We start from the raw sequence: 13,624 nt of genomic DNA on the forward strand, positions 1-13,624 counted from the left end.
GTACAAACCATGAAAGCGCCTGGTTCGCCACCGACCTGAGGTCCGGGCAAAAATAGTCAGAATTCAGGGGTTTACAGAAATCACTCAATCGCTATAATCGTCGCCCACACGCCGGTATAGCTCAGATGGTAGAGCAACTGACTTGTAATCAGTAGGTCCCGGGTTCGATTCCTGGTGCCGGCACCATACAAGGTTCCATAGAAGGCTTTCAAAATCTCTGGAACCCCCGAAAAACCCGCCTTCTGGCGGGTTTTTTCGTTTTGGCGTTCCATCGGTTTCCGTCAGAAACTGGTGGATTCCAACCGTTTTAAGGGTAGAGTTTGGGGTACAGGTCACTTCGATAAAAGGGAGTACCCTTATGTCGCGCACCACGGCTCCACTCTCTGATTCGGCTTGTCGCTCAGCCAAGCCCACCGACCGCGCCTACAAGCTTTTCGACGGCGACGGCCTCTACCTTCTAGTCCAACCCAATGGCCGCAAAGGCTGGCGCCTCAGGTATGTAAAACCTGATGGACGCGAAGGATTGACCTCGTTCGGCAACTATCCCGTCATTGGCCTCGCCGACGCGCGCCGCAAGCGCTTGGAGGTCAAGCGAATGCTGGCAGATGGCATTGGTCCCATAGAGACAAAGCACCAAGCCAAAGCGGAAGCTGTTATCAAAGGCAGAACCTTTGAAAGCGTTGCGCTGGACTGGCACGCAGAAATGTCGGCCAAGTGGGCACCAGGCCACTCCAAGACTGTGATGAGCCGCCTCAAAACCCACGTGTTCCCGCTGATCGGCGCCCGCGCCATTGTCGACCTCGACACCCATGACCTTATGCAGCCCTTAGAAGCGATCAAGAAGCGCGGAACGATAGACGTTGCTTTAAGGGTACAAAACTACCTTCAGAGCATCATGCGCGAGGCAAAGCGCCTCCGGCTTATCACCATAAACCCTGCTTACGATCTCGAAGGCTCGATCAAAGCCCCGCGGGTGGTACATCGCCCCGCTTTACCCTTATCGCGACTGCCGGAATTGCAGGAGCGTATCGACACCTATAAAGGCCGGGCACTGACCCGTCTGACGGTGATGCTGTCGCTGCATGTGTTTGTACGATCCAGCGAGCTGCGTTTCGCACGTTGGAGCGAGTTCGACCTCAAACGTGGCACCTGGGAGATACCTGACACTCGACCCGCGTTGGAGGGAGTACCCTTTTCCACAAGGGGTACGAAGATGGCAGGAGATATCCATTTAGTACCCTTATCGCCACAGGCCGTGGCGCTACTCGAAAAAATCCACGCCCTCACCGGCAAATTCGACCTGGTATTTGCAGGGGATGCCAAACCCTGGAAGCCCATGTCCGAAAATACCGTGAACAACGCGCTTCGGACGATGGGATACGACACCAAAACCGATATCTGCGGGCATGGGTTTCGTTCGATGGCCTGCAGCGCACTGATCGAGTCAGGATTGTGGTCGGAGACAGCCATTGAACGGCAGATGAGCCACAAGGAGCGCAACAACGTCCGCGCCGCTTACATCCACAAGGCCGAGTTCATCGAGGAGCGCAGACTGATCATGAACTGGTGGAGCCGGTACTTGGAGGCCAACCGGCAGGAGCATGTCACCCCCCACGAATTCGCGAATCAGACCGGAGCGAACGTCACTCGCTTAAAAGCAAAACGTGGCTCAACCGAGTAAGCGCTCGGTCTTCATATCTAGTGATCCGCTTGTCCACGCGGGTCCATCCAAGCAGGGCTGCAAAGCCGCCCTGCTTGGATGGACCTCACTTAAAAAATCAAAAGCCCGCGCAACTGTCTGTGGAAAACCACTGATTTCCACCGGTGGATAATTTCATCCACAGCCGCAGAACTCCCGATAATTCGGGCCTTGACCCGAATTATCCACAGGCGTAGAAAAGATCGGGCAAAGCGCTGTCGTTGACAGCAACCCAGGTAGCCAGAACCTTTAAGGCTACGCCACACCGTGGTGGTTCTCCCAAAGTGCGATTAGCGTCCGGCGGCTCGCACGGTCACAGCGATGTGATGGATGCCTACTTTTACCAGCGTGCCCACTGCGGCAACTCATTCCCTTTCATAGCTGCCCTGCAGCAACCTATCCGCTTGGCCATTTCATTGCGCCAACCTGCGCCCGTCTCTTTCTCCCGGAAAGAGACGGGCGCTCCTACCACTGCTGCAGGCCACCTCGTACAAGGCTTTGCGGCATTCCCCCTCGTGACAATCGGCGGGACAAACACCGAAGTCACCAGCAACAGCAATGCAGATGATGGTGCCGCAGCCCAAGGAATGGACTGCACCTGACTGACAGTCAGGCATGCCCCGGTCATCGCATCACTGCCTTCACCCGACTCAGGATCTCGCGGCATTGGTCTCGTCAGCCAATGCAGCCTCTACCCGCCCACTTCTTCGGAAGTGTTCAGGAGGCCAGATCATGAGATGCCCAAGCTCCCGGCCGTAAGGAGCCGCCAGTCCGGCGTTAGTGGACAACCCCCACAGGTCGCAGGGGCCTTGATCCCTGATAACACTCAACATCCATGGCGGGATGACGTGGGGAAAGTTTCAAGGGTTTTGGTTTCGAGAGGAGTTAGATCATGGCACTCGTAGGTAGACGGGATGGACGCAATTTTGGCTATGGCCGACAACTGAGTTATGCCGGACCGCAGGCGTTACGCGATCTCTTTGGCGGCGGGCATTACGGCACGGTCAAAGCGCACAGTGATCGGTGGCAGGCATTTGTACGGTGGTGTCGATCGGAGGATGGCCCAGGATTTAATGACGCTCGGCAGATTGATCGGCAGACATTGCTGGACTACGCCGGGCATTTGCGCCTGCAAGTTGTCCAAGGTGAACTCACCATCGCCACTGCGCAAAACCGATTGTCCAGCGTCAACCGGACCATGGCCGCGCTCCGCGGTGATCACTATGTGAAAGTGCCAAGTCCGAGCAAGGCTTTGGGAATGCAGCGCATCACCGTCCGCACGACAAATCCTCAAGGCCAAGATCACAAACACGTGATACGCATCGTCGAAGCGCTCCGCGAAAAGCATCCGCGTGCCGCCGCCATCGCACAATTGGCACGCGCCACTGGCATGCGTCTGCGCGAAGCGATTCTGGCCGACCTACCGCGACTCAAGCGTGAAGCCGAACACTACGACAAGATCAACATCCAGGACGGCACCAAAGGTGGCCGCGGCGGCGCAACCGCGCCTCGTTGGATCACGGTGGATGACCATATTCGCGAAGCGCTCAGGTACGCCGAACAAGTCTCTCCCGACGGTAGCCGCAACCTGCTGGCAGCGCACGAGAGCTACCTCGATTTCCAACGGGAAATCGTCCGCCCCGCCCGAGATATCCTCCATACCCACAACCTCAAAGGCTTCCACGAACTGCGCGCGGCTTATGCGTGCGAACGCTATGAGCAGATCACCCATCATCTAGCGCCCATCAATGGTGGCAGGTGCAGGCGCCTCGATCCAGGCCTTGATCGAGAGGCATGCATACAAATCAGCTATGAGCTGGGACACGGTCGAATCGACGTGGTATCGGCGTATATCGGTGGTCGGGTATGAATAAACAATTCGATATGGAGATCTTCTTGGCTGGGGTGCTGACTGGAGCACATGCCACACGAGAACGTCACATCCGCCAAGCCAAGACTATTCAAACAGCCATTTCTGAACGCTGGCACCGAGATAATCCATGGACCTGGCAACGAAAGCATCTGGCGTGGTTTCTTGATACGCACGTGAGTCCGCACGCTGAGTCGACGCGCTACTACTATCTGTTGACCGTAAATTTGCTCACTATTCGCTTAGGAAAGTCATGGCAGTTCCATTGACAGTCGAGGATCAGCAACCGACCAGAGACGGGCGATAGGAATTGGTTTCTTCGCCAGTTTTTCGCAACATCGCCCGCTACTAGTGACGCCACTACATCGATTTTTCCGCCCCCCTCCCCCGCTTCTTGCCCTCTAAACAGAGCATCCCCCGCACCGAAACGTCCATTATATTTTTTTCGGAGCACTGAACCGGGCGCCTACAAAACCCCTACAACCCGCGATCACCGGGAGCACATTCAGCACGGTGAGCACGCACAGCCCAGCGAGCACGGCAACGCTTGTAAATGCATGTTTTTTAACAAGTTTGTTGACACAAAATTTTCAACTCAAATCTGAGTGGCTATTTTCTTACTCTTACTCAATACTCAGATTGGAATATACCTGCAATATCGGGTTCAGATTGCACGTTCTAAGTCTTTGATAAATAACGTTTTTTAGTCGAATCTTGGTTCCAGCGATTGATTCCCGAACGGTCGGGCTTTCAGCTGAGATTACTAACTCGGAGATTGCATCATGACTGATACCCCTATCCCCTCACTCCCAACCCCAGCGCTACCTGCCGCTGCCCAACCCTCAACTGTCGTAAATCAGACGTCTGCCGGTGTATTAGACCAAAATCTTGCTGCTCTACTAGCTTTGAATACCACTCAGAAAAAAAAGAGAAAAAGTAAAGCCCATCTTAATGCGATGAAAATGCGCGGAGAGTTATGGCCAGAGCTAGATACCAGCCTTCTATGGGATCGAACAGTCAATGATGGATATTCATCGATCCCTAGAACGCTTTCACTCATAACCAACATGATTGACGATCTCGCAAAAAAGCATACCGGAAAGTCTGCCGCCGCTGGAAAAACGTATTTTGCTCTGTGGTGTAGGGTGTGGGATGAAAACATGCTGACTATTGAGAATGAATCTGTTTATGCCATTGAGTCAGGATATTCCGGGGAACGGAATGTGACGACTTGGCGGCAGCATATGAAGGTCCTTCAAGAATTGGGCTTTATCGATACGAAAGAGGGTGCTTATGGCCCCTATAATTTTGTCCTCATATATAACCCATATTTAGTACTGAAAAAACTTAAGCCTCAAATACCTGCATCCTATTATCAGTTGCTCTTGCAACGTGCGATTGAGATAGGTGCAGATGGTGACCTCATAGATAAGCCAAACAAGGAAACGAAATAATGGAAAATATAAAATTGCTTATGATATTAGCTATCGAAACCATAAGGCTTATTAGTCAAATCATAAAGTTATTCCAATGATATTGGTTGCGGATGTATGAAATATCAATAGAACTCATACATCCGCCTATATAATCAGTCCAGCGCTATCGCAGAGTATCTTGGCTCGGATATGCAAATATTGGGCGGCAAGCGACCATCTAGCTGCATGCTGTTTCGTCAAAAAATATTTCTGCGCCTGTCTTAGACTATACGGCTATAGTACGCCTGATAGCATTTTGATAACCTAGCTTCCAGCAGCAGCTTTGCGAGTCGAGTACCTACTGAATGGTATTTGAGACCAGAGATAGAAAAAAACTATTGAATTCCGGATAGATCGAGGAATGAGACATGAGTGAAAAATTCGTGTCCGACGCGGCAGGAACTCCGCATCTGGCAGAGCAGGATGATAGTCTTAAAAATCTGAAATTATTGATTGAATCCTTCAATACAGACAATCTGAATTCCCGCGAACAAAAGAAGCTCCAAGAACTTCGATCCATTCTTTCCCCGCTACTAAAAAAAGGTGGCGTTTTAGCAGACTTATCTCAAGATGGAAAAGACGTTTTAGCATTTCCAATCGACGTCGACAGTGTCCTACAACATTTAAACCAAGACATGAGGGATGACTGGTTTACTGACACACTTCAACACAAAGACCTTCTCTCAAATAAACAATCCCTTCATGAAGTGCTATATGAGTTGTTAAATGAAGGAAATGGACAATATATTGGCTCTTTCCGGAACGTTTACAACATACCTAAAAAAGGGCTAGGGATTAGGTACTCTTTAGAAACTGATTTTTATGACAGATTTATATATCAAGCAATCTGTACCTTCTTGATACAGTTTTATGATCCACTTTTATCTCATCGAGTACTAAGCCACAGATTCAATAAAGATAGAAAAACAGAAAAGTACATATTTAAAAGCCGAATTGATTTATGGCAAACTTTCGAAGGTGTAACCAGAACGGCTCTAAGCAACAATCAATCACTACTAGCAACCGATCTAATAAATTGCTATGAAAATATTACAATTGAAACAATCCGCACAGCTTTTGAGAGATCGATTGAAAATATAAAAACTTCCGGCCCAAATAAAGTATTAATTAGGAATGCAGTGCAAACCCTCTGCAACCTTTTGTCGCGGTGGGGATACAGTGAACGTCACGGACTACCTCAAAACCGCGACGCATCGTCATTCATCGCAAACGTTGTCTTAAATGATATTGACCATGAAATGGTGCGATTAGGGTACGATTATTATCGATACGTGGACGACATCAGGGTAATTTGTCCCAACACGAGAGTCGCAAAGAAAGCGTTGACTGAGCTTATAAATCAGCTCAGAAAGGTCGGGATGAATATAAACTCTGGAAAAACAAAGATTTTAACCCAAGACTCTACCTCTAGTGAAGTTGATGAGTTTTTCCCAACATCTGACGATCGAAGCCTCACAATCGACAACATGTGGAGATCAAGAAGCAGAAGGGTTATTGCGCGCTCAGCAAAGTATATATTTCAAATTTTGAAAGAGTGCATCGAAGAAAAACAAACACAGTCCAGGCAGTTTCGATTCGCGGTAAACCGACTGATCAAGCTGACCGATGCAGGCATTTTTGATATTCATGCAGCCATAGCAACAGATTTAAAAGCACTCTTAATTAGCTCACTTGAGGACCATGCCGCTTCGACCGATCAGTACTGCAGACTTCTTGGGATTCTAGACCTCAACGAGCAAGAGCTCAATGATATTTACAACCATCTCAGTGATCATGAGCGCTCGGTTCACTCTTGGCAAAACTTTCATCTATGGTTACTTCTAGCAAATCGTAAGTATAAAAATATTAATTTAATATCGCTAGCGACTACAAGAATAGAGTCCGACATACTTCAACCAGAGATAGCGGCCATATTTATTTATCTAAAGTGTGTTGATGAGACACAAACTTTAATTGATGTCATTTCCAAGTTCGAGTCTACCTGGCCATATTACCACCAACGAAATTTTCTATTAGCCTGTAGTGACTTTGATCAAAGTCAACTGAAACCTTTAATTTCTAAGCTAGGCCCTAAACTTAAATGGACCGGCAGCAGAGCCAAGCCTTATTTTACTAATGGTATGCCTATGGTCGAACGAGACAAAATAGCCATGCTCGATCTTTATGATGAGATCACACCATATGACTGAATCAAAAAAAGCCTTACTTTTTATAGCTGACTATACAGACCAAGGGCAAGACAGAATCTTCTTATGGTCAGATGGTACTTTAGGTGAAGTCACCATATCTGATTTAGTAGATCAAAAACATGAGCTTGTCTGCCATGACTTATGGTTAATTGCCCCATCGCTCTATCGGGCGACAAGCAAGTTACCATCTAACATCACAGACATTGAAGAACTTCGAATCCTCACTTCAGGAAAGAAAAAAGAAAGAGAATCAAGAGACAAGAAAGACATATCCCAGCTCCTATCCGCATTTGTTTCCGATGAAATTATTGCAAAATATAAAGAAATTTTTAACCGCAAGAGACCTTTAGATGAAGCCATTTTGTCTTTAATTGGCGAAGCACTATTGAAATGCTCCGAAGTTGTAAAAAAGGATGCAAATACTGCCGGTGAATGGGAGAGATTCATCGTAATCGAACGTCCCGTAAACGACTATCTAATAAGATCAGCATCAGAAGGCATTTCTATTTCTGAAGAAAAACTTAGATACCATAAAAACAAAATAGAGTTCGAATTCTATATGGCATTGAAGAATTTCTCTTCCGACTACGATATGCCTCTAGAGGTTCCCTCCGACCAAGCCGTTATCGAATACCTAGAGCCCAAAGGGTTTGACTTTACCGGTCTAGACGTGGATTACATTTTAAATTTCGTCCCTATGCAATCAAATTTTGCAGTGGACCTAATTCGCTTAAGGAAAATTCAAAATTCACGTAGAGTATTAGCAGCCATTCCCTTGAGCCAAAGTCGAATTTATCCGATCGTCGACAGCTTTGGATCTATCACCTCAAGAATCTACTTCAAAGACCCGTCGTTACAAAATTTGGCAAAACACCATCGAGACATTTTAATGCCAGATACCAACAAGCAGTTGTCATACATAGACTACGATCAATTTGAAGCAGGCGTAATGGCCGCACTCTCCGGCGATGAGAAATTATTAGCGTTATATAACAGTAGTGATGTCTATGAAATTGCTGCAGAAGAAATATTTGACGACAAGAGCAAGAGAAAACAAGCCAAGAGGTTATTTCTTTCTTATGCCTATGGAATGAAGCGGCAACACATCCTTGCTGCAGCGCAGGGTTTTGGTGCAGATCGCCAAAACGCTAAAAAATTCTTTGAGCAATTCAAAACATTCGAAGCTTGGAAAGTCTTAGTTCACGAAGAGTTTCAACGTACGGGAAGAATTGGCACTGCGTTTGGCAATTATATGCAACGTGATCGAAAAGGAGAACTAACAAGCAAGGAAAAAAGATCTGCTATCAGCCAAGTTGTGCAAGGAACTGCCTCGTTAATATTCAAGAAAGCACTGCTATGCTTGAGTTCAATATCTGATGTAAAACTAAAACTGCCAATGCACGACGCTGTTTTGCTGGAGCATTCCGCAGACTACGACGTAGATCGAGTAATCAATATTTTTTCAGGAGCGATGTCTGAACATTTTCAAAATAAGATTCAAGGCAAGGCGTCATTAAGCCAATTCCATGAAGATCGATAGCCTGTAAAGCTGTGGATAGATACAAAATTTCTTGAGAGCTCCTTACGGATTGGTTAAAGGCCCCTAGTTTTTACTGGATTGATCTGGCGCATCTTGGTGACTGCAATCACCTCCGACGCTCACTCGTTCTGGAGATAGACGTACAGATACCTCGATAATTTTTAACTAATCCATTTTAGATGATAAAGGTAGTTTTAGAGGTAGACTGCTTATTCAGCATAAATAAATCACATCACTATCAATAAGATAGGTGTTTATTCGACTCTTGGTGCCGGCACCATATAAAACGAAGCCCTCGCAGAAATGCGGGGGCTTTGTTTTTGTGCCCTACGTAATAAATGAAATAACAAGCCTCTGCATACTCTGACGCCCCCTTCGCTCTACCAACCCACGCCGCCGCACAGGGCTTCGTCGACACTCGCTATTGATTAGCCAGCAGAAAATCCAGGATAGCGTGAGTGGTGGCCTGCGCTTTTTCCTCCAGTACCCAATGACCCGTGTTCTGTAAAATCAGTGAATGCGGTCGGTAGCTGATATGGCTTACCTGCTCGGTCAAAGTCTTGCCTCTTGAATGATCGCCACCGATGGTAAGTACTGGAATGAGCAATTTGTTCTGGGCGAACTCTTGATTGTCATTTGCGTCACTTTCCACCCAAGCTGAGTAAAGTTTGAACGCCGCTTCCATCCGTCCAGGCCGGGAGTAATCCATTACCAGCGCGGCGCGCACCTCATCATCAACTTTGGGATTTCCCTTGAATACAAACTCGTCAAAAAACATGTCCAGATATTTTTTTTCCTGCCCTCGAATCATTTTCAGAGCAGTTTCGCCGAAGAAGCGGAAATGCCATTTACTGGCAACACCATTCGCAGGATTGCCGTTATAGGGAGTTTCCCACCCTGGAATGCCTGGGATGAATCCATCCATTAAGATGATGCGCTTGGTTTCCTGCGGATATTGCGCTCCATAGGCATAGGCGATGATCAGCCCCATGTCGTGACCGATAATATCTACTCGCTGCAACTTCAAGACAGCGACCAATTCATGGAGGTCGCGTGCCATATTCTTTTTATCGTATCCACCCTTCGAAACATCCGTTTCTCCAGCACCACGATAGTCGGGAACAACGGGCGTATAGCCCGCGCGCAGGAGCCGCCCCATCAGTGGTCCCCAGTTTCTCCAGCTTCCTGGAAACCCGTGAATTAGCAAAACCGGCTTTTCACCATTACCACTCACCAGATAGTGCATGCGAATGCCGTTTACATTCGCGTATTCACTTCTGAATGTCGCATCGTCAATAACAATGTGATTCGTTGCATCTGACAAGGCTGATGTTACGTCTGGATGAATAAGCCGACTCATTCTGACACCTTACTTAAGCCAGACGATCCGGAGCGTGACTCCGCACCTTGATTCCCGAAACCAACAGACTGATCAAGCATTAGCGACGGGGGCCTGAAAATATTGAAATGGCTTTCAGGTGCTAGCGTGGAGGGTTTCTTGATCCGATGGCACTGTCAGGAATGACAGTGCCGATAAACGGCAGGGGCATGGTATATCCGGCATCCTCTTAGCGCTCCCAGCGCTTTTAATAGAGGTAAGCAATCCGTGCGGCGGAAAATGCGCCCTCGCCACGCAAGCGCTGGGCGGTATTCATCTAATTTTTTTCCCTTGCCGATACCCTCAATAGACGCATCCCCCGCCCCAGCCCCCCCGCGGGCGCTCGACTACACTTGCCCAGAAATCCCCGCTCCAGGAGCAGCCAACAATGAAGATCCGCACCAAGATCATAGCTTCGGGGTTGGTCAGTCTTTTCTTTGCTCTTCTGCTCGGCGGTATCGGGTTGTGGGGCTATCACTCCATGACCGAATCCCTGGTGGAGAATGAGACCAGCATTTCCGCCATGCGCAAGCACATGGAGGCGGACATGATGCACGATGCCATTCGTGCCGATGTTTTGGCTGCGCTGGTGGCAACGCCCGGTGACGCTCAGGAGGCCAAGGAAGTGCAGGAGGCTTTTGACGAGCATTCGCAGCGGATGCGCAAGGTGATTGCCGAGAACGCCGAGGCAAGGTTGCCGGAAACAGTCGCCAGGGCCATCGTCGAATTGAAACCACAGGCCAACACCTATATCGAGAAAGCCAAGCAGGTGATCGGCAAGGTGCTGGGGGGTGCCAAGGATATACAAGCGCTGCGAACTGAGTTCAATGCAGCGTTTTCGGCGCTGGAGGAGCGCAATGAAGCCGTGAGCGAGCTGATCGAGAACCAGGCGCAGGCTTCTCGCGAGAACCAGGATGACAGCATCCGGTCTTCGGGACGCTGGTTGGTCGTGACATTACTGGCCACCTGTGTGGCATTGATACTGTCGTCCTGGAGCCTGCTCAAGGCTGTGCTCACACCGTTGAACAAGATCATCCTCAATACCCAGGCGATTTCCCAAGGCGATCTGCAACGGTCCATGGGGGCGCACGGCAAGGATGAGCTCGGCCAATTGCAGAGCGTCATCGAACAAATGCAAGCCAACCTGCGGCAGATGATCGCCACGATCCGCAGTCAGAGCGACGAATTGCACGGCACTTCCCGTACCTTGGGCGACACTGCCAGGCAAATTGTCTCCAGCGCCGATCAGCAGGCCCAGAGCGCGACCAGCATGGCGGCGAGCATGGAGCAGATGATGGCGAACATCAGCCAGATCCATCAGCACGCCGACAGCGCCCGGACGATTTCGGCACAGTCCGAACAACTGGCGAGCAGCGGCGGGCAAGTGATTCTCGGAGTGGTGGAAGGCATGAGCCGCATCGCCGAGGTGGTCAATCAGTCCTCCACCAAGATTACGGCGCTGGACGCTTCGTCCGAAGACATTCATTCCATCATCCAGGTGATCAAGAGCATCGCCGAGCAAACCAACCTGCTGGCGCTCAACGCCGCCATCGAGGCCGCTCGCGCCGGGGAGGCAGGTCGGGGGTTTGCCGTGGTCGCCGATGAAGTACGCAACCTGGCGGCGCGCACCACCCAATCCACCCAGGAAATCACTGCGATGATCGAGCGCATCCAGACCAGTGCCCGGGATGCCGTTTCCAACATGCAGGCTTGCGTCAGTCGCGTGGATGAAGGGGTGAACCTGGCCCAGCAGGCCGGAGTGTCCATCAGCGAGATCCGCACTGGCGCCCGTCATGCAGCCGAAGTGGTCGAGGAAATTTCCCAGACGATTGCCGAACAATCGAAGGCCAGTGATGAGATGGCTCAGCGGGTGGAGGCGATTGCCGCTCAATCTCGGGAAAACACGCTCTCTATTCACCACCTGCAGCAAACCGCCAACCAATTGAACACTGCGGCGGGGTCGATGCAGTCTTCGGTGCAGCAGTTCAAGATCTAAGTTCTATTTATGGCGAGGTAGTTTGCTCCCGCTTGGGGGCGACGCCGCCGCGCAACCCAGCGGGAGCAAGCTACCTCGCCACGAAGCTGATTCTGCTAGAGCTTCAATTTCAAATCACACCTGACTCACCTCGAACACAAACGAAATCTCCCGCTTCTGGGCGCTCCAGACATACCGGATATGCTTGCCCTGCACCGGAATCGAAACCGCCGGCGGGCGAAATGCGGCGACGCATTCGTGACCAGGCAGGCGGACACTGTTGTAGAGCAAGCCCCAGGATAATGTTTCACGCAGTTGCCGGGCGAATACCTGGGACGGGCCGTAGGCGGTGGGGTCCGGGTCGTGGAGGTGGGGGTAGTCGTGGCGGATGTCATGCAAAGGCTTGATGACCTGGTTGACGTAGGTGCGCATGGTCAACTCCAGGTCCGGCTCATTGGTCGCCCCGAGAAAGCGCGCCTGGTGATAGCAGGTTTCGGCGATAGCGGCTTCCTGGCTGCTGGCGGCATAGTAGACGCCGAAGGTGCCGTCGCTGAAACGACTGCTCTTGCCGATATGCGTGAACGCCGCCATCACCGGCGAGGAGCCTGGCCCGGAAACCCGGTCTTCAGGACGGACCCGTGACAGCACACCGGCCTCTTCCATCAATCGATCGTTGGTCAACGCTTCCAGGGCATAGGCCGTGGGCAGATCCTCGGGATCGAGTACATCTTCGAACAGCGTAATCGGCGGGAAGCTGCTGTTGACGATCCGATAGGCACGCTTCCATTGCGGGTCCGTCAGAGGTGGCGTCATCAGCCGCGTACTCCGTCGAGATAGCGCCGCACATCGGCGATATCCACCACCCGCCCGGCCAGCATGTAGGACAGCGCCGATTGGCCGTTGAAGGGCGCAGCGGTGTTGGGGCTGCTGACCCATTGATAGGCCCGGTCCCGGCTGTTGCTGAAGATGATGCTCAGCGCCTTGTGAATGCCCATGAGGTAGGAGATGCGCTCAAGCGTGTCGCGAGGCAACCTGACATTGGTGGGTAATTGTTTGTACTTGTAGAAGGTCGTGTTCCCCACCTTGCCCAGCAACGTGCGCTGTTGCTCGACGCTGCAGCCCCACAACTCCATGAGGTTGAAGAAAAACTTCAAGGCGATTCGACCCGCGTCCGGGGAATCCAATTGTTGCTGTGCGTTGAGGGTGATGGAGGAAGTAGCCATGGGATCCGGGCTCCTTTTACGGGTGATGCGTAGAGGATAATACACATGCGGACATAAATTAAGTTTTAATTCGCAAATGGACAGACGGAGCAGCGCCAGTATTCTTCAAGCTTGTTACATTTCTGACCTTGAGGAATCCCGACTTGGGTTGACATAGAGCGGACTCGTGCCAGAAAATCGATCCCAAGAGCGCGAAACCGACTGCCTTCAGGTGGCAATAGTCGGCGTTAGGAACCCCGTTGATAACCTGAATA

At 50.4% G+C, this 13,624-nt stretch carries 10 protein-coding genes and 1 tRNA gene; 8 read left to right on the forward strand and 3 right to left on the reverse strand.

Translation table 11 applies throughout. The annotated features are described in order from the left end of the window. Positions 1–110: 110 nt before the first annotated feature. The 7 genes from N005_RS04700 (at position 111) to N005_RS04725 (ending at position 8,794) form a co-directional block, all read left to right on the forward strand. Positions 111–186 (forward strand) — tRNA-Thr (locus tag N005_RS04700). Between the two features lie 172 nt (positions 187–358). Then, entirely contained in the window at positions 359–1,681 is a 1,323-nt protein-coding gene (locus N005_RS04705; protein WP_047699861.1) for a tyrosine-type recombinase/integrase, read from the forward strand. Between the two features lie 910 nt (positions 1,682–2,591). Beyond that, on the forward strand, positions 2,592–3,569 hold the full coding sequence (locus N005_RS04710; RefSeq protein WP_047699864.1) for an integrase domain-containing protein: 978 nt from the start codon (positions 2,592–2,594) through the stop codon (positions 3,567–3,569). Continuing rightward, positions 3,566–3,838: a hypothetical protein gene (locus N005_RS28015; RefSeq protein ID WP_081993222.1), complete on the forward strand. Its 273-nt coding sequence runs from the start codon at positions 3,566–3,568 to the stop codon at positions 3,836–3,838. The genes N005_RS04710 and N005_RS28015 overlap by 4 nt, the downstream gene beginning before the upstream one ends. A gap of 513 nt (positions 3,839–4,351) precedes the next feature. Next, positions 4,352–5,023, forward strand: coding sequence for a hypothetical protein (locus tag N005_RS04715; protein WP_144402628.1), 672 nt, complete (start codon positions 4,352–4,354; stop codon positions 5,021–5,023). 389 nt (positions 5,024–5,412) lie between these two features. Next, positions 5,413–7,254 (forward strand): RNA-directed DNA polymerase, encoded by a 1,842-nt coding sequence (locus N005_RS27755; RefSeq protein ID WP_052126357.1) that lies wholly within the window; start codon positions 5,413–5,415, stop codon positions 7,252–7,254. Next, entirely contained in the window at positions 7,247–8,794 is a 1,548-nt protein-coding gene (locus tag N005_RS04725; RefSeq protein ID WP_047699866.1) for a DNA polymerase, read from the forward strand. Before N005_RS27755 ends, N005_RS04725 begins: the two co-directional genes overlap by 8 nt. 421 nt (positions 8,795–9,215) lie before the next feature. On the opposite strand, the gene N005_RS04730 is transcribed toward N005_RS04725, so the two are convergent. Continuing rightward, positions 9,216–10,154 carry an alpha/beta fold hydrolase gene (locus tag N005_RS04730; RefSeq protein ID WP_047699868.1) on the reverse strand — a complete coding sequence of 313 codons (939 nt, stop codon included), beginning with the start codon at positions 10,152–10,154 and terminating at the stop codon, positions 9,216–9,218. Positions 10,155–10,560: 406 nt separating this feature from the next. Here N005_RS04730 and N005_RS04735 point away from each other — a divergent pair, with 406 nt between their 5' ends. Continuing rightward, entirely contained in the window at positions 10,561–12,168 is a 1,608-nt protein-coding gene (locus N005_RS04735; RefSeq protein WP_047699870.1) for a methyl-accepting chemotaxis protein, read from the forward strand. A gap of 114 nt (positions 12,169–12,282) precedes the next feature. On the opposite strand, the gene N005_RS04740 is transcribed toward N005_RS04735, so the two are convergent. Then, positions 12,283–12,960, reverse strand: coding sequence for an RES family NAD+ phosphorylase (locus N005_RS04740; protein ID WP_047699872.1), 678 nt, complete (start codon positions 12,958–12,960; stop codon positions 12,283–12,285). Next, the gene (locus tag N005_RS04745) at positions 12,960–13,370 is read right to left on the reverse strand and encodes an MbcA/ParS/Xre antitoxin family protein (RefSeq protein WP_047699874.1); all 411 of its coding nucleotides are present in this window, start codon (positions 13,368–13,370) and stop codon (positions 12,960–12,962) included. Before N005_RS04745 ends, N005_RS04740 begins: the two co-directional genes overlap by 1 nt. Positions 13,371–13,624 lie beyond the last annotated feature (254 nt).

The organism is Pseudomonas mediterranea CFBP 5447, from assembly GCF_000774145.1.
GTDB classification, from domain to species: domain Bacteria; phylum Pseudomonadota; class Gammaproteobacteria; order Pseudomonadales; family Pseudomonadaceae; genus Aquipseudomonas; species Aquipseudomonas mediterranea.

Coding starts and splice junctions, on each gene's coding strand:
- N005_RS04710 (WP_047699864.1), top strand. CDS start 2,592: ATGGCACTCGTAGGTAGACGGGATGGACGCAATTTTGGCTATGGCCGA.
- N005_RS04725 (WP_047699866.1), top strand. CDS start 7,247: ATGACTGAATCAAAAAAAGCCTTACTTTTTATAGCTGACTATACAGAC.
- N005_RS04715 (WP_144402628.1), top strand. CDS start 4,352: ATGACTGATACCCCTATCCCCTCACTCCCAACCCCAGCGCTACCTGCC.
- N005_RS28015 (WP_081993222.1), top strand. CDS start 3,566: ATGAATAAACAATTCGATATGGAGATCTTCTTGGCTGGGGTGCTGACT.
- N005_RS04730 (WP_047699868.1), bottom strand. CDS start 10,154: ATGAGTCGGCTTATTCATCCAGACGTAACATCAGCCTTGTCAGATGCA.
- N005_RS04705 (WP_047699861.1), top strand. CDS start 359: ATGTCGCGCACCACGGCTCCACTCTCTGATTCGGCTTGTCGCTCAGCC.
- N005_RS27755 (WP_052126357.1), top strand. CDS start 5,413: ATGAGTGAAAAATTCGTGTCCGACGCGGCAGGAACTCCGCATCTGGCA.
- N005_RS04735 (WP_047699870.1), top strand. CDS start 10,561: ATGAAGATCCGCACCAAGATCATAGCTTCGGGGTTGGTCAGTCTTTTC.
- N005_RS04745 (WP_047699874.1), bottom strand. CDS start 13,370: ATGGCTACTTCCTCCATCACCCTCAACGCACAGCAACAATTGGATTCC.
- N005_RS04740 (WP_047699872.1), bottom strand. CDS start 12,960: ATGACGCCACCTCTGACGGACCCGCAATGGAAGCGTGCCTATCGGATC.